Origin of the sequence: Mycolicibacterium chubuense (assembly GCF_001044255.1) — a bacterium.
Taxonomy (GTDB): domain Bacteria; phylum Actinomycetota; class Actinomycetes; order Mycobacteriales; family Mycobacteriaceae; genus Mycobacterium; species Mycobacterium chubuense.
In genome coordinates, this window is record NZ_JYNX01000005.1 from 1 (window position 1) to 18,911 (window position 18,911).

Here is an 18,911-nt window from a genome sequence, read left to right on the forward strand (position 1 = left end):
GCGGCCGGCCAGCCCGTGCTCGCGGCGGCCGCGGGCACCGTGGTCTTCGCCGGTGAGCTCGCGGGCCGGCCGCTGGTCTCGGTGGCCCATCCGGGCGGCCTGCGCACCAGCTACGAGCCGGTGCGTGCGTCGGTGCGCCCCGGCCAGCTCGTCGGTGCGGGCGCGGTGATCGGTGCGCTGCAGCCGGGGCATGCGGGCTGCGCCGCGTCGGTCTGTCTGCACTGGGGTGCGATGTGGGGTGCGGCGGCCCGCGCCGACTATGTCGACCCGGTGGCTCTGGTGGTGACGACCCCTATCCGGCTCAAGCCGCTGCGCTGAGGCAGGTCAGGCGCGGGGGTGCGCCTGGTCGTGCACCGCGCGCAGCCGGGCGACGGTGACGTGGGTGTAGAGCTGCGTGGTGGCCAGCGTGGAGTGTCCGAGCAGTTCCTGCACGACGCGCAGGTCGGCACCGCCCTCGAGGAGATGGGTGGCCGCGCTGTGGCGCAGCCCGTGCGGGCCGATGTCGGGCGCGCCGGTGACGGCGGCCATGGTCTGGTGCACGACGGTGCGCGCCTGCCGCGCGTCGAGCCGCCCGCCCCGCGCTCCGAGCAGCAGCGCGGCGCCCGACGCCGCGGTGGCCAGCTTGGGACGGCCCTCGGTCAGCCATGACGTGAGGGCGCCGTGGGCGGGCAGGCCGAAGGGCACCGTGCGCTGCCGGTTGCCCTTGCCGAGCACCCGTAGTACCCGCCGGGAGGTGTCGACGTCATCGACGTCGAGGCCGCACAGCTCGCTGACGCGGATCCCGGTGGCGTAGAGCATCTCGACGATCAGCCGGTCCCGGATGGCCAGCGGGTCGCCCTGGGCGGCCCCGGAGGCCGCGGCGTCCATCGCGTCGATGGCCTGGTCCTGGCGCAGAACCGACGGCAGGGCGCGGCGCGCCTTGGGCGCCTGCAGCCGGACCGATGGGTCCTCGGCGATCAGTCCGCGGCGCAGCGCCCAGGCGGTGAACGTCTTGACCGCCGAGGCGCGTCGAGCCAGCGTCGTGCGCGCCGCACCGGCCGAGGCCTGCGCGGCCAGCCACGACCGCAGCACCGGCAGGGTCAGGGCGCGCAGTCCCGCCTCGGGGTGGCGCTGGGCCAGGAACTCGAACAGCGAGCGCAAGTCGCCCAGATATGCGCGGCGGGTGTGCGCGGAGCGCCCGCGCTCCAGCGCGAGGTACTGGTCGAACTCCTCGAGGATCGCCTCCACGCCGGTCACCGTCGCACCGGCGGCGGCCCGGCTCTACAGGACGCGCCGCAGCGTGTCCGGAGTGAGATCTGCCAGCGTGGGATAGCCGTCGACGGCCATGGTCAGGTCCGTCTCGGCCAACAGCGACCGCAGCACGTGCACCAGGCCGTCCTCGCCGCCGATGGCCAGCCCGTAGGCGTACGGCCGGCCGACGCCGACGGCGGTGGCGCCGAGGGCGAGCGCCTTGACGATGTCGGTGCCGCTGCGGATCCCCGAGTCGAAGAGGACGGGCAATCCGTCGGCCGCCGCGACGACGTCGGGCAGGCAGTCGATGGCGGGCAGCCCGCCGTTGGCCTGCCGGCCACCGTGGGTCGAGCAGTAGATGCCGTCCACCCCGCCGTCTTTGGCCCGGCGTACGTCGTCGGGGTGGCAGATTCCCTTGAGCACCAACGGAAGATCGGTCAGCGACCGCAGCCACGGCAAGTCGTCCCAGGTGAGCGGGTTGCCGAACAGCTGCACCCACTTGAGCACCGCGCCCTGCATGTTCTCTTCGGGCGGCTGGGCCAGGCCGGCGCGGAACACCGGGTCGCTGGTGTAGTTGGCCAGGCAGCGGCCGCGCAGCTGGGGGAAGTTCGACGTCGACAGGTCGCGGGGACGCCAGCCGGGGATCCAGGTGTCGAGCGTGACGATGATGGCCTTGTAGCCGGCCTTCTCGGCGCGATGGACCAGGCTGGCGGCGAGATCCCGGTCGGTCGGGGTGTAGAGCTGGAAGAAGCCCGGCGTCTCGCCGAACTCGGCGGCGACGTCCTCGAGCGGATCCTCGGTCAGCGTCGACACCGCCATCGGCACCCCGGTCCGCGCCGCCGCCCTCGCGGCGGCCAGATCGCCGTGGCCGTCCTGGGCGCAGATCCCGATCACGCCGACGGGCGCCATGAACAGCGGGGAGGCCAGTTTCAGGCCGAACAACTCGACGGACAGGTCGCGCTCGCTGGCACCGACGAGCATCCGCGGCATCAGTCCCCAGCGGTCGAACGCGGTGCGGTTGGCCCGCTGCGTGCGTTCGTCACCGGCGCCGCCGGCGACGTAGGACCAGATCCCCGGTGGCATCGCGACCTCGGCCTTGGCCTCCCAGCCGGCGTAATCCATGGGCAGCGTCGGCATCACGCCGGACAGGCCCTGCAGGTAGATCTCGAGCTGGTAGTTACCGAAGGTCATGCCGCAAGCCTGCCATCGACCCCGGTGTGTCCGACGCTGATTGGCTCGCTGTCACGATTCGGCGGCGGCCAGTTCTCGCTTCCATTCGCGGAACGTCTCCTCGGTGCGGCCGCGCCGCCAGTACCCGGAGATCGAGGACGCCCACCGGGCGTCCACGCCGCGCTCCTTACGAACGTAGGGGCGCAGGTTGTGCATCACGGCCTGGGCCTCGCCGTGGATGAACACCTGCACCTGCCCGGGCAGCCACAGCGCTTCCTTGACCGCGGCGATCAGCGGAGCGTGGTCCCCGGCGGTGTCCTCGGGCACCAGGTCGGCGCGGCCGCCGCGGTAGATCCACCGAAGCTGGACACCGGACGGGACGGCGAGCTCGATCTCGTCCTCGGGCCCGGCCACCTCGATGAAGGCGTAGCCGATCGCGTTGGCGGGCAACGCTTCCAGCGCCGCACTGATGGCGGGCAGCGCGGCCTCGTCACCGGCGAACAGGTGCCAGTCGGCCGCCGGAGCGGGCGCGTACGCACCGCTGGGCCCCATCAGGAAGAGCCGCTGTCCGGGTTGTGCACTCGCGGCCCAGGGGCCGGCCACGCCGTGTTCGCCGTGCACGACGAAGTCGATGGCGAGCTCGCGCCGCTCGACGTCGACGCTGCGCACGGTGTAGGTCCGTACGGTCGGCCGCTGCTGCGGCGCCAGTGCGGTGAAGCTGTCCAGCGTCAACGGTTGCTCGAGCGTGCTGACGTCCAGGTCGTCGGCGACGAACACCAGCTTGACGTACGCATCGGTGTATTCGTTCGGCGTGAACGTGTCGAAACCCTTGCCGCCGAGGATGACCCGTACGACGTGCGGGGTGAGTTGCTCGGTCCGCACGACCTCGAAGGTGTGCACCGGACGTCCTGCCACGTAGCTGCCTTTCCACTCCGCGCGTTCGCTTCGCGCGCCTGTGTCCCGAACCGACTATACGAGCGGGACGCCCGGCGCAGGGTCGGCCGTGGTGGGGCCCGGCAGTCGAGTAACAGAGCATGCGCTCTGTTATGGTGAGGCATGCCCCGGCCCCGCGTGCACGACCCGGACGCGGTGCTCGACGCGGTCGAAGAACTTGTCGCCCGGGCCGGACCGCAGGCGGTGTCCATCCGCGCGATCAGCGCTGCGGTCGGTGTCTCCAACGGGGCGCTGTACCACACGTTCACGTCCCGGGGCGGCCTGATGGGACAGGCCTGGCTGCGGGCCGGTCGGCGGTTCCTGGCGGTGCAGACCGCGCTCGTCGACCGGGCGCTCGCGGGTGCCGGCGCGGCCGAGGCCGTCGCGGCCGCCGCGGACGCGCCGGTGGCGTTTGCCGAGCAGAACCCGGAGGCCGCCGCCCTGCTGTGGAGCGTGCGCCGCGATGACGTGTTGGCCGACGACCCTCCCGACGACATCGCCGCCGAACTTCGCGACCTCGATCGACTCCTCATCGCAATGATGGTGCGACTGGCCGTCGCGATGTGGGACCGCAAGGACGCCGCAGCCGTAGCGGTGATCACCGCGTGCATTGTCGATCTGCCGACGGCGTTGGTGCTGCAGCGCGGCCGGCTCCGCAACCCCACCGCGCGCGAGCACCTGCACGCCGCGGTAAGGGCCGTACTGGACGTGGGACCAGCACCGCCAGAACACCGACGACAAGGACGACGACCGTGACCGTATCCATCCATTTCGACGACAAGATCGCGATCCTGAGCCTCGGCGAGGACGAAAACCGCTTCTCCCCAGCATTTCTCGATGACATCGACGCAGCCATCGATCAGTGCCTCGCCGACGGCGCGGCGGGCCTGGTGACCACCGCGGGCGCGAAGTTCTACTCCAACGGGCTGGACCTGGACTGGTTGGGCGCGCACAGTGATCAGGGCCCTTGGTACCTCGGCCGGGTGCATCGCCTGCTGGCGCGCATGCTGACCTTGCCGGTGCCGACCGCCGCCGCAGTCGTCGGGCACGCGTTCGGCGCCGGGGCGATGCTGGCCCTGGCGCACGACTTCCGGGTGATGCGGTCCGACCGCGGGTTCTTCTGCCTGCCGGAGGTCGATATCCGGATCCCGTTCCACTCCGGCATGGCGGCGCTGATCCAGGCCAAGCTGACCCCGCAGGCCGCGGTCGCGTCGATGACGACCGGACCCCGCTTCGGTGGGGCCGACGCCCACAGCTACGGCATCGTCGACGCCATTGCGGCCGAAGCCGAAGTCACCAGCGCCGCAATCGAAACGCTGCGCCCACTGCACGGTAAGGACCCCGGGACGCTCGGCGCCATCAAGGCGACGATGTTCCGAGCGGTGGTGGAGGCCCTCCACCAGGTGTGACCGTCAACGAGCCGGCGTCCGGCCACCAGCGCGCCGCGGCGACATCGACGATCCCACGCCGCAACGGGGTGCCCTCGTGGTGCCACTGCGTCTGCGCCTCGACCATCAGGTGTGCCGGCAGTGTCCCGTTCACGCGGACCACGCGCCACCAGGTCACCGCCGCGCCATCGCGTGCCATCACACCTCCCACGCCGCGCGGCCCGCCCCGCTCCAGGTATTCGGCGATGTCGCCGTAGGTCATCACGCGACCCGGCGGAATGCGGTCGACGACCTCGAGCACCGCTCCCGCGAACTGCTCGTGGGTGTCGTTCGTCACAAACCGGGCAGGCAGTTGACCAGCGGAATGCACGGAGGCGGCGGAGGGGGCGGCGGTCCCGGGGGGTTGCCCGAGATCATGACGGGCTTGGTGTCCGGTGCGTTGGGGTCGAAGTAGAACGTGTGGCACCGGGACAGATCCCAGCCCGCCACCGGGGTCATCCCGGACGCCGGGCACCATATCTGACCGCACTGACCGAAGGCGTTACAGGCCGGCATGCCTTCTGGCGGTGCGCACTCAGGAGTCGTCGCCTCCCCTGGTGAGCAGGTCGGGCCGGCCTGGGCGACAGAGGCGAGCGGGCCCATCGTCACCACGCCGAACCCTGTGAGGGTGAACCCGCCGGACAGCACCGCGGCTGAAGCGACCGCCGTGATTCTTCTTCGTCCCATTGGTACCTCCTTTCGACGCACGCCACCCTGTGGCGTTGATGGCGTCGAGTCTTGGTTCGGCACACTGCTACCGATCCCAACTTCGTGACCGGCTCCAAAACGCGCCGCGCACCAACGAAATGATCTCGAAGAACCGCGGAACTGTCAGGGCAATCGCGAACAACGCGCTGAAAGAGCCGGTTTCTAGCAAAGACGCTGCTCACCCGATTCAGATCGCCGGTGAGTTCGGCGTGGCCGTGACGGTGCGCTGATCGGGATGTTGCCAATACTCAAGGGGAACCAGTAGCCCTGTGCCGCAGCAACTTCCACTCACCATTGTCCTGAGTCACCAACCCCTTGATGTCGAGCATGGTCAGCGGCCCGAGGACGTCGGCCACCGGCCACCCGGCGACCACGGCGATCTCGTCGATCGAGCGCGATCCCCGGCCGGGCAACGCCTCGTACACCGCCAGCTCGTCGGGCGTCAGGTCGTCGAGATCCGACCTGGGGCGCGGCGGGTCGGTGGCGAGTTCCCCTGCCCGGCCCACCAGTTCGAGGATCTCCTCGGCGCGGGTGACCAGGTGCGCTTTGTTCTTGATCAGCACGTGGCAGCCCACCGACGACGCCGAGGTGATCGGGCCGGGGACCGCACACACATTGCGGCCGAGCGCCCGGGCCCACGCCGCAGTGTTGGCCGCACCGCTGCGCACGCCCGCCTCGACCACCACGGTCGCGCACGTCACCGCGGCGACCAACCGGTTGCGGGCGAGGAACTGACGCCGGCTCGGCCGCATCCCGGGCGGATACTCGCTGACGAGCAACCCGTGCCGCGAAACCCTGTGCAGCAGAGCCGAATGCCCCGACGGGTACGGGACATCCAGACCGCAGGCGAGCACCGCGACCGTGATGCCGTCGCAGTCCAGTGCCGCCCGGTGCGCCGAACCGTCGATACCGTACGCACCGCCGGAGACGATCGCGACGTCACGTTCGGCCAGACCGGCCACCAGATCGGCGGTGGCGAATTCGCCGTAAGCCGTGGCCGCCCTGGTGCCGACGATGGCCGCCGCCCGCTCGGACACCTCGGACAACGACGACGGTCCGACCACCCACAGCGCCAGCGGGGCGTACGCCTGCGGTTTGGAGAACTTCTCGACTCCGGCGAAGCTGCGGAACGCCAGATACGGCCACTCCTCGTCACCCTCGACGATCAGGCGACCACCCAACCGGTCGAGTATCTCGAGATCGTTGCCCGCACAGTCCATCTCGTGCCGGGCTTCGGTCGCTTTCAACAGCGGCGCATCCGTCAGAGCGCGCCGACGGATGCGCTCAGCGGCGTCCACCGGACCCAGCGTTTCCGCCAGCGCGGCCACCCGCGGATTCGGCGGCTCGGCCACCCGCGACAGATAAGCCCACGCACGCCGCTCCTCCTCGGTCATGACCGCTCCCCCGCCTGCCGGTAGGCCAGCGCCCTCGTCACCTGGTCCCGTGTCGGCGACACCCCGCCCGCGAGATCACACAGCGTCCACGCGACACGCAGCGTGCGGTCCATGCCGCGGATGCTCAACGCTCCCCGGTCGACTGCGGTCCGCAGCGGCTTCATCGCGTCGCCGCCGAGCCGGAACGATCGGCGCAGCAGCGCGCCGCTCACCTCGGCGTTGGTGCTCACGCCGTGGGGTCGCCACCGCTCCCGCGCGGCCTCCCTGGCCGCCCACACCCGTTCCCGGACCACCGCGGTGGACTCGCCCCCCTCCTCGGCGAAGCTGCCGGCGCGCGAGGCGTGCATCTCGACGCGCAGGTCGACCCGGTCGAGCAGCGGCCCCGACAGCTTGGTGCGGTAGCGGCGCCTGTCGGCCGACGCGCAGACGCAGTCGCGCGGATCGGGAGGTGCGCAGGGGCACAGGTTCGCGGCGAGCACGAGTTGCAGCCGGCACGGATAGCAGGCCACCCCGTCGCGCCGGGCGAGCCGGATCACGCCGTCCTCCAGCGGAGTCCGCAGCGCCTCCAGCGCGGCGTGACTGATCTCGGCGAACTCGTCGAGGAACAACACCCCGCGGTGGGCCCGGCTGACCGCACCCGGTCGCGCCATCCCCGAACCGCCACCGACCAGCGCCGCCACGCTGGAGGTGTGGTGCGGCGCCACGAACGGCGGCCGGGTGATCAACGGTGCATCGCCGGTCAGCAGCCCCGCGACGGAATGGATCGCGGTGACCTCGAGCGCCTCGTCACGCGACAGCGGCGGCAGCAGTCCCGGGAGGCGTTGGGCCAGCATGGTTTTGCCGACCCCCGGCGGGCCGGTCATCACCAGGTTGTGCCCACCCGCCGCAGCCACCTCGACCGCGGTGCGCGCCTGCGGCTGGCCGACCACGTCGGCCAGGTCGACGGCGACCTCCGGCGCCTGCTGCGGATCGTCGATGCGCGCGTGCAAATCGCCCTTGCCGGCCAGCCACGCGTGCACCTGCCCCAGCGTCCGCGCTCCCCACACCTCGACCCCGTCGACCAGACTGGCCTCGGCGAGATTCTCGAACGGCACCACGACCGTCGGCCAGCCGTGCCGCTGCGCGGCCAGGACGGCCGGCAGCACTCCCTTGACCGGCCGCACCCGCCCGTCGAGCGCGAGTTCGCCCAGCAGCACGGTCTTCTCGAGTTTCGCCCACGCTTTCTTGCCGTGCGCGGCCAGCACCACGGCGGCAAGCGCCAAGTCGTAGAGCGACCCCATCTTGGGCAGCGTCGCCGGCGAGAGCGCCAGCGTCAGCCGGGTCTGGGGCCAGTCGAAACCGCAGTTGGTGATCGCCGCGCGCACCCGGTCTCGCGACTCCCGCAGCGCTGCGTCGGCCAAGCCCACCAGGTGCACACCGGGCAGGCCGTTGGAGATGTCCGCCTCGATCTCGACGATCAAGCCCTCCACCCCGCGTACCGCCACCGAGAACCCCCTGCCCAGCGCCATCACCCCACCCCCTGCAGGTGGTTGATCTCCGGGGTGCGGCTGCGCCCGATCGTGATCGCGACGACGTCGATGCGCACCGCCGCCCAGGCGCCGCGGTGCTCCCCCAGCCACAGCCCGGCCAGCCGGCGCAGCCGCCGCACCTTGGCCGGTGTCACCGCCGCCACCGCACCACCGAACTGGTCACTGGTGCGCGTCTTCACCTCGACGAACACCAGCACCCCGTCGTCGGCGGCGACGACGTCGAGTTCGCCGTACCGGCACCGCCAATTGCGCTCCACGATCTGCAGTCCGAGCCCGCGCAGATGGTCGACCGCGAGTTGCTCGCCCACCGCCCCGATCTCGGCGCGGCTGTGTGTGTTCGTCATGGCGCCACCCTCGCGCGGCCCGGCGACAGAACCCGGCCCCGGCGGCGCCGTCATCCCCAATGCCGCATTCATCCCCAGATCGCGCGGCCGGCGGTTTCGGCAGCGTCAAATCCGGGGTATACCGGGCCAGCGTTCGACCGAGAGGACGACATGGCCACCGGAGCTCCGCAATCCCTGCACGGCGTCGCGCACCGCGCGACCGGCAGCGACACTTTCGAATACGCCGCCCGCGCCGGATTCGCCGCCAGCGGCGTGCTGCACCTACTGGTCGCGTTCATCATCGCCCAGTTGGCGTTCACCGGGGCCGGGGGCAACGCCGACCAGTCCGGCGCGCTCGCCACCCTCGCCGGCCAGACCGGCGGCAAGGTCGTGCTGTGGATCGCCGCGGTCGGGCTCGTCGCCCTGGGCCTGTGGCGGATCGCCGAGGCGGTGATGGGCGCCAAGCCCAAGGAGCGGTCCGGCCAGGGCGACAACCCGGCGTGGAAGCGGGGCAAATCACTGGCGCTCGCCGTGGTCAACTTCGCGATCGCCCTGTCCGCGGCCCGGTTCGCGATGGGCAGCGGTCAGTCCAGCAGCCAGCAGAACTCGGGCATGTCGGCACAGCTGATGCAGTCGGGCTGGGGCAAGGTGGTGCTCATCGCCATCGGGGTCGGTGTCATCGCGGTCGGCGGCTACCACGTGTACAAGGGTGTGTCGCAGAAGTTCCTCGACGAACTGACCGTCTCGGGCGGCCGGTGGATCACCGCCACCGGTGTCGCGGGCTACACGGCCAAGGGTCTGGTGCTCGGCGGCGCCGGGTTGCTCGTCATCATCGCGACGCTGCAGGCCGACCCGGCTAAGGCGAGCGGCCTCGACGCCGCGGTCAAGGCGCTCGGCCAGGCGCCGTTCGGCAAGTTCCTGCTGATCCTGGCCGCATTGGGCATCGCCGCGTTCGGCGCCTACAGCTTCGTCCGGAGCAAGTACAACCGGATGTGAGGCCTCGGCCGCCCCACCGGCCGCCGCTGTGGCGGCAGGTAAGGTCACCCTCATGCGGCCGCTTCTCGACCACCTGCGCCGTTTCGCGGACCGCACCGCGGTGCTCACCGACACCACCCGGCTGACGTATCGGGACCTCGCCGACCGAGTGCAGGCGTGCGCCGGTGAGCTCGGCGGGCAGCGCACGCTCGTCCTGCTCGAGGCGCGCAACGACCTCGACGCGCTGATCCACTACCTCGCCGCGCTGGCGGCCGGCCACGTCGTTCTTCCGGTACCCGAGGGCGCCGACGCCGACTCCCTGATCGCCACCTACCGGCCCGGCATCGTCATCGACCGACACGGTGTGCGCGGCGGCGACACCGGCCCGTACGCGTTGCACGACGACCTCGCGCTGGTGATGTCGACGTCGGGCAGTACCGGATCGCCCAAACTGGTGCGACTGTCCCACGCCAATCTCGCCGCCAACGCCCGCGCGATCGCCGAGTATCTCGAAATCCGCGAAACAGACCGCGCCGCAACCACGTTGCCGCTGTCGTACTGCTACGGCCTCTCGGTGATCCACAGTCACCTGCTCGTCGGCGCCGCGCTGATCCTCACCGACCGCTCCGTCGCCGACCCGGCGTTTTGGGAGCTCTTCGACCGCCACGCGGGCACCACCTTCGCCGGTGTGCCCTACACGTTCGAACTGCTCGACCGGGTCGGCTTCGCCGAGATGCGCCTGCCGCGTCTGCGCTACGTCACCCAGGCCGGCGGACGGATGTCGCCCGAGCGGGTGCGCCGGTTCGCCGCGCTGGGTCGACGACGGGGTTGGGATCTGGTGGTGATGTACGGCGCCACCGAGGCGACCGCCCGGATGGCCTACCTGCCCCCGGATCTCGCGCACTCCCACCCCCACGCCATCGGCCGTCCCATCCCGGGCGGCTCCTTCACGATCGAGCCACTCGACGGCTGGCCCGACGACGACACCGGGGAACTGGTCTACCGCGGCCCGAACGTCATGATGGGGTACGCCGAGCAGGCCGGGGACCTGGCGCTCGGCACCACCGTGGACGCGCTGCGCACCGGGGATGTGGGCCGTCGGTGCGGCCCCGACCTGTACGAGGTCGTCGGTCGCACCAGCCGGTTCGTCAAGATGTTCGGGCTGCGCATCGATCTCCAGCGTGTGGAGACCAGCCTCGCCGATGACGGCGTGCGGGCGCTGTGCACCGAGGCGGGCGATCGCCTGGCGGTGGTCGCCGCCGGCGGTCACGACGCCGACGAGGTGCGTCGGCGGGTCGCCCAGTCCACCGGCCTGCCCGTCACCGCCGTCGCCGCGGCCGTGGTGACCGAACTGCCACTGCTGCCTTCGGGCAAGCCCGATTATCGGGCGGCCCGCGCCCTGGCCACCGGGGACGATCCGGCACAGGACAGCTCGGGGCTGACCGATCTCTTCGCCGACGTCCTGCATCTCGACCCCGCCGACGTGCGTGACGACGCCACCTTCGTCGATCTCGGCGGCAATTCGCTGTCCTACGTCACGATGTCGGTGCGCCTCGAGCGGGCACTGGGTCATCTGCCGGCCGATTGGCCACGCCTGCCGATCCGCGACCTCGAACGCCGGCCCGCGCCGCGACCCCGGTGGTGGCGATCCTGGGGCACCACGGTGGAAACGAGCGTGGCGCTGCGCGCGCTGGCCATCGTGCTCGTCGTCGGCTCGCACGCCGAACTGTACGAGGTGTGGGGCGGAGCGCACATCCTGCTCGGGATCGCCGGATACAACTTCGCGCGGTTCTGCCTGACCCCACTCCCCCGCCCGGAGCGGATCCGGCACCTCCGCACCACCATCGGGTGGATCGCGCTGCCCGCGGTGGCGTGGGTCGCGTTCGCCCTCGTGGTGACCGACGACTATCACCTGTCGAATCTGTTGCTGGCCAACAAGTTCCTCGGTCCGCACGACAGCATGACGGCCGGCCGGCTGTGGTTCGTCGAGGTGTTGGTGTGGACGTTGGTGGCGTTGGCGCTGCTGTTCTGGCTGCCCGCGGTCGACCGGCTGGAACGGCGCGCACCCTTCGCGGTCGCGGTGACGTTCCTGGCCGTGGGTGTGGCGCTGCGCTACGACGTGGTGGGGCTGGGGCTGGGGCACGATGCGTGGTTCACCATGCTGGCGTTCTGGTTCTTCGCGGTGGGCTGGGCGGCGGCGAAGGCGAGCAGCGCCCTGCAGCGGGTGATCGTCACGGTGGTGCTGATCGTCGGCGTGCACGGCTACTTCGGCAACTCCGTGCGTGAGGCGCTGGTGACGACGGGTCTGGTGCTGCTGATCTGGCTGCCCACGGTGCGGTGCCCGGCCGTCGTGGCGGTGGCGGCCGGCGCGATCGCCGAAGCCTCCCTCTACACCTATCTGACGCATTTCCAGGTGTATCCGCTGTTCGGCAGCCACAAGCTCTACGGGGTGGTGGCCTCCGTGGTGATCGGCATCGCGCTGAGCGCGGTGGTGACGCAGGTGCGTGCGCGGATGCGCGACCGCCGACTCAGCCCGCGGGATCCGGCTCGGGCTCCCGCTCTGCGATGAGCCCCTCCTGCACGAGCGTGGCGGCGACCACCCCGTCACGTCCGATCAGGCTGGCGGTCACCACACCTCGCCCCCGGCCGCCCGCCGGCGAGCGGCACTCCAACAGGTTCCACTCGTCGGCGCGCAGCGTCCGGTGAAACCACATCGACGAATCGGTGGTTCCGCTGCGGTGCGTGCGTGACCGCATCGAGTGCCCGTGCACCTGCAGCGCCGGGTCGATCAGGTACACGTCGGTGACGTAGGCCGCGACCAGGGTGTGCATCAGCGGGTCGTCTCCGAGATCGACGACAGCCCGCCACCAGAGCCGGCGGACCAATTCCTCGCCCGCACCCTCGTCGGTGAGCCGGATGTCGAGTTCGTCGAGCGGCATGGACGGCGCCGGCCCGGCGGGGCCTGTGCGCGGCAAGGCATCCGGATCCGCCAGGGCCTCGCGCCTGCCGTGCTCCGGACCGGGCAGCGGCGCGGCGAACGAAACCGTAGCGGTGGTCAGCAGCCGCCCCTGCTGGGTGGCGTCCACCCGCCGGGACGCGGCGGTGCGGCCGTCGAAGACCCGCGTCACCCGGTAGTCGACGGTGTCGCCGGCGTCGCCGCCGCGCAGGAACTGCAGGTGCAGCGCGGTGGGCGCCTTGGCGGGCTCGACCGTGCGGGCGGCCGCGGCCAGACTCTGCGCCACGAGCTGACCGCCGTAGGCCCGCTTGCCCTCCGGGCCGCTGGCCCGTCCGCGCCAGGTGTCCTCATCGACGGAGGCGACGTCGAGCAGCTCGAGCAGCACGCTCATGCCACGGTCCCTGCGGCCCGCAGTTCCGCGACGTGGTCCTCGCCCAGAGCCAGCCACTCGTCGAGCACCGCGACGGTGTCGTCGCCGAGCGCGGGCGCGGCGACCGCCGCAGGATAGGTTCCGTCGATCGCCGTCGGCAGCCCGGCGGCCAGGTACCGGCCGACGCGCGGCTGGTCGAGCTCGGTGAACAGGGCGTTGGCGGTGACCCGCTCCCCGGCGGCGGTCTCGGCGAACGTGCGGTAACGCTCCCACAGCACCGAGGTGGCGCCCAGCGCGGCAGCGATCTCGTCGCCGGTGTGGCGGCCGAACCAGTCCGCGAACAGACCGTTGAGCGCGTCGCGGTGAAGGTAGCGCTGACCCTCGTCGGAGAAATCGGCGCCCAGCGAATCCTCCAGCGCGACAACGGCTTCGACCGTGCCGGTCAGGGCGGTCAGATCACGGAAGTGCCGGCCGGTGAGCGCCACCACCATGAAGGCGGCGCCGTCACTGCCGGTGAAGTCCTGCCCGTAGGTGCCGTAGACGGCGTTGCCGATCCGCGCTCTCGACGTCCCGGTGACCATGGCTTCGGTGAGAAGGCTCAGGTTGCTCGCGGTGGCCAGCGCCACGTTCTCCAGCGGGATGAGCACGTGCTGCCCGTCGCCGGTGGCGTCGCGGTGACGCAGCGCGGTCACCACCGACAGGGCCGTGTAGAGGCCGCAGCTGACATCCCACGCCGGAAGGACGTGGTTGACGGGTGCGGTGGACCCGGGCGGTCCGGTGACGAGCGGGAAACCGATGCCGGCGTTGACGGTGTAGTCCACGCCCGTGCCGCCGTCGGCACGTCCGGACACCTCGACGGCGACCACATCGGGCCGCAGACCACGCAGGGTCTCGTAGGCGTGCCAGGGCCGCCCGCTGACGTTGGTGATGAACACTCCGCTGCCGGCGATCAACCGTGCGACCAGGTCCTGGCCCGCAGCGGAACGCATGTCGACCGCCAGTGAACGCTTGCCCTTGTTCAGCCCCGCCCAGTAGATGCTGTCGCCGGCCTCGGTCAGCGGCCAGCGCCGGTAGTCGGCGGCGCCGCCGATCGGGTCGATGCGCACCACCTCTGCGCCCAGCTGCGCCAACGTCATACCGGCCAGCGGCACCGCCACGAAGCTGGAGATCTCGACGATCCGGACCCCGGCGAGCGGGCGGGTCGGGTCAGCGGTCACAGTCACGGCGCTCAGTGTAGGGAGCGGGCAGAGCCGTCCCCCGACGGTGATCAGATGAGGTCGATGGCCTCGGCGATGGACGGCAGGACCCGGCTGGGCCGGAACGGGTACCGTTCGACATCCTCGATCGTGGTCGAGCCGGTGAGCACCAGGATCGTTTCCAGACCCGCCTCGATGCCGGCGACGACATCGGTGTCCATCCGGTCGCCCACCATCACGGTGCTCTCCGAATGCGCCTCGATCTGATTCAGCGCGCTACGGAACATCATCGGGTTCGGCTTGCCCACGAAATAGGGCTCCCGGCCGGTGGCCTTGGTGATCATCGCCGCGACCGAGCCGGTGGCCGGCAGCGGACCCTCAGCAGACGGTCCGCTGACGTCGGGGTTGGTGGCGATGAAGCGAGCACCACCCAGGATGAGCCGCACGGCCTTGGTGATCGCCTCGAACGAGTACGTGCGGGTCTCGCCGAGCACCACGAAGTCCGGCGCGACGTCGGTCAGCGTGTAGCCCGCCTCGTGCAGCGCGGTGGTGAGCCCGGCCTCCCCGATCACGTATGCCGAGCCGCCGGGCAGTTGGTCGGCCAGAAACGTCGCGGTGGCCAGCGCCGAGGTCCAGATCGCGGCCTCCGGGACGATGAGCCCGGAGCGGGCCAGCCGTGCCGCGAGGTCGCGCGGCGTGAAGATCGAGTTGTTGGTGAGCACCAGGAAGGGACGTTCGCGGTCGACGAGGCGCTGCAGGAACTCCGCGGCGCCGGGCAGCGCGTGTTCCTCGCGGACGAGCACGCCGTCCATGTCGGTGAGCCAGCACTGCGGTGAGGAGCGCACGGCACCAGTCTGTCAGGCGTGCCCTACTCGGGCAGCCGCAGCTCGGGTTTGTCGACCTCTTCGATGTTGACGTCCTTGAACGTGATGACCCGGACCTGCTTGACGAACCGGGCCGGGCGGTACATGTCCCACACCCACGCATCGCCGAGGCGCAGCTCGAAGTAGACCTCGCCCTCGGCGTTGCGCGGCACCATCTCGACGCTGTTGGCGAGGTAGAACCGCCGCTCCGTCTCCACGACGTAGCTGAACTGCCCGACGATGTCCTTGTATTCGCGGTAGAGCGAGAGCTCCATCTCGGTTTCGTACTTCTCGAGATCTTCGGCACTCATCGGCTCAGCTGTCCTTCACGTAGTTCATAGATGTCAAAGTCTTCAGAGACTTCAGAGTCTTCAGTGCCCATGGGGCCCAGTGCCCTCATCTTCGCGTACTCGTCGTCGCCATGCTCCCCGGGTTCCCGGAAAACCAGCCGTCGCACATTGATGAACGAATAGCGGTGCTGACGGGACGGTCCGAGGCGGGCCAGAGCGGCGCTGTGGGCGCGGGTGCTGTACCCCTTGTGCTCGGCGAACCCGTATCCGGGGTGCTCGCTGTCCATCGCCACCATCAACCGGTCACGGCTCACCTTCGCCAGCACACTGGCTGCGGCGATGCACGCAGCGGCGGCGTCACCGCCGATCACCGGCAGCGACGGCGTCGGCAGCCCGGGCACCCGGAAACCGTCGGACAGCACGTAGCCGGGGCGGATCGGCAGCCCGGCGACGGCCCGCCGCATGCCCTCGATGTTGGCCACGTGCACCCCGCGACGATCCACTTCCGCCGACGGGATGAAGACCACGTGGTACGCCAGCGCGTAGCGTTTGATCAGCGGAAACAGTCGTTCCCGTTCCGCCTCCCCCAACTTCTTCGAGTCGTCGAGCGCGGCGAGGCTCTCCATCCGGTTCGGACCCAGCACGCACGCCGCGACCACCAGAGGCCCGGCGCAGGCTCCCCGGCCCACCTCGTCGACACCGGCGACCGGGCCCAGCCCAGCGCGATAAAGAGCGGATTCCAGCGTACGCAGACCTGACGATCTGCGGATCACCATCCTGGGAGGCCACGCCGGCACGCTGTGTGGGCTCTTCCGTTAGCTCTGCGGGTCCACCGAGCTCACGCCGCCCCACCGCGACGGCGGCCAGGCGATGAAGCGGGCCTTGCCGATGACGTTGTCCACCGGGATGGTGCCGGCGACCGGGTCGCCGGTGCAGATCAGGCCCCGTTGCACGTCGGCGGGCAGGTTCGAGCAGTGCGCCCGCGAATCGGCCGAGTGGGTGCGGTTGTCGCCCATCACCCACAGCCGGCCTTCGGGCACCGTGACCGGGCCGAACTCGTTGCCGAGGCACGGGTAGACCGCCGGGTCCGCGTTCATCGTGTTGGGATCGAGGTAGGGCTCTTTCAGGGGCTTGCCGTCGACGGTCAATCCGGTCGGCACGCGGCATTCGACAGTCTGTCCGCCGACCGCGATGACGCGTTTGACCAGGTCGTTCTCGTCGGGAGGAACGAAGCCGACGAACGACAGCGCGTTCTGCACCGCCCGGACCGCGGGATTGTCGGAACGGATCGACTTGTAGCCGATGCTCCAGTTCGGCGGGCCCTTGAAAACGATCACGTCGCCGGGCTCGGGCTGCGAGAACCGGTAGGTGAGCTTGTCGACCATGATCCGGTCGCCGACGCATCCGTTGCACCCGTGCAGGGTCGGTTCCATCGACTCGGACGGGATCAGGTACGGCCGCGCGATGAACGTCAACATCACGTAATAGAGGACCACCGCGACGGTGACCAGGATCGCGGCCTCGCGCAATGCGCCGCGCTTCTTCTTCTCCGGCCGGTCCTCGTCGGCGGGCGACGGCTCAGCGGGCTGCGGCGAATCGAGCGTCTGCTCCGCCGACGGATCGTCGGTGTCGGGGGTGTCCCTCGGTCCGGTCACGGGATCAGCGTAGTCAGCGCCGCGCCGAACCCGGTCCGCAGAAGCGGGGTCAGCGCTTCTCCTTGATCTTCGCCTTCTTGCCGCGCAGCTCGCGCAGGTAGTACAGCTTCGCGCGGCGCACATCGCCGCGGGTGACGACGTCGATGTGGTCGATGTTGGGCGAGTGCACCGGGAACGTGCGCTCGACGCCGACGCCGTAGCTCTCCTTGCGGACGGTGAACGTCTCGCGGATGCCACCGCCCTGGCGGCGGATCACGACGCCCTTGAAGACCTGGATGCGCTCCTTGGAGCCCTCGATGACCTTCACGTGGACGTTGACGGTGTCACCGGGACCGAAGTCCGGGACGTCGTCACGCAACGACGTCTGGTCGACGAAATCCAGGGTGTTCATCGGTCACACTTCCTCGGTGTCGGCGGCTGCTGGCGGCGTCGGGGGTGACGCGCGCAGAGCCGATGGTGTTTCGGGCGTCTGGGGCGGGTCGTGCAGCGGAGCGGCAGTTCCCTGCCGTGCACAGACAACTGCCCAATTGTGCCAGACGGGACCCGGATCTCCGAAATCGGCGTCGGGGCCGGTGGCAATCCCCTGACGACGCCCTGACGCCGCCCTCCCAACCGGCGCACACCGGGCGCACAGCCGTTACCCTGGGTCGCACGGACGCGCCAGGGCAGCGCCCGTTTCTTCGCACCAGGGCAGGCACACACTCGGGAGGGACGAGCGATGCGACCGCGGCCGTGGCGGCTGGTCAGGACCACCGCTGCCCTCAGCATGGCCACCGTGGCTCTGGGCGGCTGCGAAGCCCAGGTGTACGGCGCGCCGCCGAACCCCGACGGGCCGCAGCTCACCGTGGTCGCCCCGCTGGGCACCGCGGCGCCTTTGCCCGAGCAGCCGCCCGACCAGCCGTCGGCCTCCTTCCTCGGCCTGGCCGACCGCGAACGGCAGGCCACCGCGGCGGCCGCCGACGAAGGGGCCGACATCACCGCGGCGGTGCTCGACCGCAACACCGGCGAACTCGTCACCAACGGCGACGTCCGCACCATCGCGATCGCGTCGGTGGTCAAGCTGTTCATCGCCGACGATCTGCTGCTGCAGGTCGCGAAGGGCCAGACGACGCTGTCGCCGGACGACCGCAAGATGCTCGACGTCATGCTGCGGTCCTCCGATGACAGTGCGGCCGAAGTCTTCTGGAACCGCAGCGGCGGCAGCGCGATCATCAACCGAGTGGTGGGCCGCTACGGCCTGACCGCGACCCGGCCGCCGAGCAATGGACGCTGGTTCAACACGATCAGCACCGTCACCGATCTGGTCCGGTACTACGACAAGCTGCTGGCGGGCACCGGCGGGCTGCCCGGCGAGCAGGCGAGCATCATCCTGTCGAACCTGGCGGCCTCCACGCCCACCGCGCCCGACGGCATGGTGCCCGGCGGGGTGTACCCGCAGCGTTTCGGCATCCCCGAGGGCCTTCCCGGCGATCCGGTCGCGGTCAAGCAGGGCTGGATGTGCTGTGTCGGCTCCGACTGGATGCACCTGTCCACCGGCGTCGTCGGCCCCGATCGCCGCTACGTGATGGCGATCGCGTCGATGCAGCCGACCGACGCCGCCACCGCCCGCAAGACGATCACCGACGCTGTGCGCGCGATGTTCCCGGACGGGCGGATCTGATGGCGGCGCGCCGGACGGGCCGGCTGGCTGCCGCCCTGTGCGCGGTGCTGCTGATGGCGGGCTGTGACGCGCCGCCCTCCGAGCCGGCGCCGCCTCCCCCTCCCGTCCCGCAGTCGTCGGCCGTCGCCCCGCAGAGCAATGCGGTGCCACTGCCCGCGGCGCGTTTCCAGTAGCAGGCTCCGCCGTCGACCGGTCCGGCCGACTGGTACATGCACAAGCTGCATGACGCCGG

The 18,911-nt window shown here is 70.7% G+C and carries 23 protein-coding genes; 8 read left to right on the top strand and 15 right to left on the bottom strand.

The genetic code is table 11. The features are described 5' to 3' along the window. Nucleotides 1-318: M23 family metallopeptidase (locus MCHUDSM44219_RS00475; protein ID WP_048416262.1), on the top strand; the 318-nt coding region annotated here is incomplete at its 5' end. Between the two features lie 6 nt (nucleotides 319-324). On the opposite strand, the gene MCHUDSM44219_RS00480 is transcribed toward MCHUDSM44219_RS00475, so the two are convergent. Genes MCHUDSM44219_RS00480 through MCHUDSM44219_RS00490 form a run of 3 tightly spaced genes read right to left on the bottom strand, consistent with a single transcriptional unit; the run spans nucleotide 325 to nucleotide 3,315 of the window. Next, on the bottom strand, nucleotides 325-1,227 hold the full coding sequence (locus MCHUDSM44219_RS00480; protein ID WP_048416281.1) for a tyrosine recombinase XerC: 903 nt from the start codon (nucleotides 1,225-1,227) through the stop codon (nucleotides 325-327). A 33-nt stretch (nucleotides 1,228-1,260) separates the two neighbouring features. After that, nucleotides 1,261-2,421 carry a lactate 2-monooxygenase gene (locus MCHUDSM44219_RS00485; protein ID WP_048416263.1) on the bottom strand — a complete coding sequence of 387 codons (1,161 nt, stop codon included), beginning with the start codon at nucleotides 2,419-2,421 and terminating at the stop codon, nucleotides 1,261-1,263. A 51-nt stretch (nucleotides 2,422-2,472) separates the two neighbouring features. Further along, nucleotides 2,473-3,315: a siderophore-interacting protein gene (locus tag MCHUDSM44219_RS00490; RefSeq protein ID WP_048416264.1), complete on the bottom strand. Its 843-nt coding sequence runs from the start codon at nucleotides 3,313-3,315 to the stop codon at nucleotides 2,473-2,475. 141 nt (nucleotides 3,316-3,456) lie between these two features. Here MCHUDSM44219_RS00490 and MCHUDSM44219_RS00495 point away from each other — a divergent pair, with 141 nt between their 5' ends. Both MCHUDSM44219_RS00495 and MCHUDSM44219_RS00500 read left to right on the top strand, forming a co-directional pair. Beyond that, nucleotides 3,457-4,089 (top strand): TetR/AcrR family transcriptional regulator, encoded by a 633-nt coding sequence (locus tag MCHUDSM44219_RS00495; protein ID WP_048416265.1) that lies wholly within the window; start codon nucleotides 3,457-3,459, stop codon nucleotides 4,087-4,089. Then, a complete protein-coding gene (locus tag MCHUDSM44219_RS00500; RefSeq protein ID WP_048416266.1) occupies nucleotides 4,086-4,742 on the top strand; it encodes an enoyl-CoA hydratase/isomerase family protein in 657 nt (218 codons plus the stop codon). Before MCHUDSM44219_RS00495 ends, MCHUDSM44219_RS00500 begins: the two co-directional genes overlap by 4 nt. Here MCHUDSM44219_RS00500 and MCHUDSM44219_RS00505 read toward each other — a convergent pair. Next, nucleotides 4,693-5,058, bottom strand: coding sequence for an MGMT family protein (locus tag MCHUDSM44219_RS00505; protein WP_048416267.1), 366 nt, complete (start codon nucleotides 5,056-5,058; stop codon nucleotides 4,693-4,695). The genes MCHUDSM44219_RS00500 and MCHUDSM44219_RS00505 overlap by 50 nt on opposite strands. Beyond that, nucleotides 5,055-5,447 (bottom strand): hypothetical protein, encoded by a 393-nt coding sequence (locus tag MCHUDSM44219_RS30600; protein ID WP_236695300.1) that lies wholly within the window; start codon nucleotides 5,445-5,447, stop codon nucleotides 5,055-5,057. Before MCHUDSM44219_RS30600 ends, MCHUDSM44219_RS00505 begins: the two co-directional genes overlap by 4 nt. Before the next feature lie 29 nt (nucleotides 5,448-5,476). Here MCHUDSM44219_RS30600 and MCHUDSM44219_RS29700 point away from each other — a divergent pair, with 29 nt between their 5' ends. Then, nucleotides 5,477-5,698 (top strand): hypothetical protein, encoded by a 222-nt coding sequence (locus MCHUDSM44219_RS29700; protein ID WP_131722263.1) that lies wholly within the window; start codon nucleotides 5,477-5,479, stop codon nucleotides 5,696-5,698. 18 nt (nucleotides 5,699-5,716) lie between these two features. On the opposite strand, the gene dprA is transcribed toward MCHUDSM44219_RS29700, so the two are convergent. The 3 genes from dprA to MCHUDSM44219_RS00520 are packed head-to-tail and all read right to left on the bottom strand — an operon-like array spanning nucleotide 5,717 to nucleotide 8,735. Next, nucleotides 5,717-6,862: a DNA-processing protein DprA gene (gene dprA / locus MCHUDSM44219_RS00510; protein ID WP_048416268.1), complete on the bottom strand. Its 1,146-nt coding sequence runs from the start codon at nucleotides 6,860-6,862 to the stop codon at nucleotides 5,717-5,719. Continuing rightward, nucleotides 6,859-8,370 (bottom strand): YifB family Mg chelatase-like AAA ATPase, encoded by a 1,512-nt coding sequence (locus MCHUDSM44219_RS00515; RefSeq protein ID WP_048416269.1) that lies wholly within the window; start codon nucleotides 8,368-8,370, stop codon nucleotides 6,859-6,861. Before MCHUDSM44219_RS00515 ends, dprA begins: the two co-directional genes overlap by 4 nt. Beyond that, entirely contained in the window at nucleotides 8,370-8,735 is a 366-nt protein-coding gene (locus MCHUDSM44219_RS00520; RefSeq protein WP_048416270.1) for a YraN family protein, read from the bottom strand. Before MCHUDSM44219_RS00520 ends, MCHUDSM44219_RS00515 begins: the two co-directional genes overlap by 1 nt. A gap of 150 nt (nucleotides 8,736-8,885) precedes the next feature. Between MCHUDSM44219_RS00520 and MCHUDSM44219_RS00525 the strand changes: the two genes are divergently transcribed. Then, the gene (locus MCHUDSM44219_RS00525; protein ID WP_048416271.1) at nucleotides 8,886-9,710 is read left to right on the top strand and encodes a DUF1206 domain-containing protein; all 825 of its coding nucleotides are present in this window, start codon (nucleotides 8,886-8,888) and stop codon (nucleotides 9,708-9,710) included. 52 nt (nucleotides 9,711-9,762) lie between these two features. Next, on the top strand, nucleotides 9,763-12,258 hold the full coding sequence (locus MCHUDSM44219_RS00530) for an AMP-binding protein (RefSeq protein ID WP_048416272.1): 2,496 nt from the start codon (nucleotides 9,763-9,765) through the stop codon (nucleotides 12,256-12,258). Here MCHUDSM44219_RS00530 and MCHUDSM44219_RS00535 read toward each other — a convergent pair. Genes MCHUDSM44219_RS00535 through rplS form a run of 7 tightly spaced genes read right to left on the bottom strand, consistent with a single transcriptional unit; the run spans nucleotide 12,218 to nucleotide 17,410 of the window. After that, nucleotides 12,218-13,036 (bottom strand): acyl-CoA thioesterase, encoded by an 819-nt coding sequence (locus MCHUDSM44219_RS00535; RefSeq protein ID WP_048416273.1) that lies wholly within the window; start codon nucleotides 13,034-13,036, stop codon nucleotides 12,218-12,220. The genes MCHUDSM44219_RS00530 and MCHUDSM44219_RS00535 overlap by 41 nt on opposite strands. Continuing rightward, nucleotides 13,033-14,232, bottom strand: coding sequence for a CoA transferase (locus MCHUDSM44219_RS00540; RefSeq protein WP_413783568.1), 1,200 nt, complete (start codon nucleotides 14,230-14,232; stop codon nucleotides 13,033-13,035). Before MCHUDSM44219_RS00540 ends, MCHUDSM44219_RS00535 begins: the two co-directional genes overlap by 4 nt. Before the next feature lie 50 nt (nucleotides 14,233-14,282). After that, on the bottom strand, nucleotides 14,283-15,056 hold the full coding sequence (locus MCHUDSM44219_RS00545) for an HAD-IIA family hydrolase (protein WP_048416275.1): 774 nt from the start codon (nucleotides 15,054-15,056) through the stop codon (nucleotides 14,283-14,285). A gap of 23 nt (nucleotides 15,057-15,079) precedes the next feature. Then, the gene (locus tag MCHUDSM44219_RS00550) at nucleotides 15,080-15,385 is read right to left on the bottom strand and encodes a DUF2469 domain-containing protein (RefSeq protein WP_048416276.1); all 306 of its coding nucleotides are present in this window, start codon (nucleotides 15,383-15,385) and stop codon (nucleotides 15,080-15,082) included. After that, nucleotides 15,382-16,161 (bottom strand): ribonuclease HII, encoded by a 780-nt coding sequence (locus tag MCHUDSM44219_RS00555; protein ID WP_048416277.1) that lies wholly within the window; start codon nucleotides 16,159-16,161, stop codon nucleotides 15,382-15,384. Before MCHUDSM44219_RS00555 ends, MCHUDSM44219_RS00550 begins: the two co-directional genes overlap by 4 nt. Before the next feature lie 18 nt (nucleotides 16,162-16,179). Further along, the gene (gene lepB, locus MCHUDSM44219_RS00560; RefSeq protein WP_048416278.1) at nucleotides 16,180-17,019 is read right to left on the bottom strand and encodes a signal peptidase I; all 840 of its coding nucleotides are present in this window, start codon (nucleotides 17,017-17,019) and stop codon (nucleotides 16,180-16,182) included. A gap of 49 nt (nucleotides 17,020-17,068) precedes the next feature. Continuing rightward, nucleotides 17,069-17,410 carry a 50S ribosomal protein L19 gene (gene rplS / locus MCHUDSM44219_RS00565; RefSeq protein ID WP_048416279.1) on the bottom strand — a complete coding sequence of 114 codons (342 nt, stop codon included), beginning with the start codon at nucleotides 17,408-17,410 and terminating at the stop codon, nucleotides 17,069-17,071. A 327-nt stretch (nucleotides 17,411-17,737) separates the two neighbouring features. Here rplS and MCHUDSM44219_RS00570 point away from each other — a divergent pair, with 327 nt between their 5' ends. Next, entirely contained in the window at nucleotides 17,738-18,679 is a 942-nt protein-coding gene (locus tag MCHUDSM44219_RS00570) for a serine hydrolase (protein ID WP_048416280.1), read from the top strand. Next, nucleotides 18,679-18,852 (top strand): hypothetical protein, encoded by a 174-nt coding sequence (locus tag MCHUDSM44219_RS29880; protein WP_157868738.1) that lies wholly within the window; start codon nucleotides 18,679-18,681, stop codon nucleotides 18,850-18,852. Before MCHUDSM44219_RS00570 ends, MCHUDSM44219_RS29880 begins: the two co-directional genes overlap by 1 nt. Nucleotides 18,853-18,911: the final 59 nt, after the last annotated feature.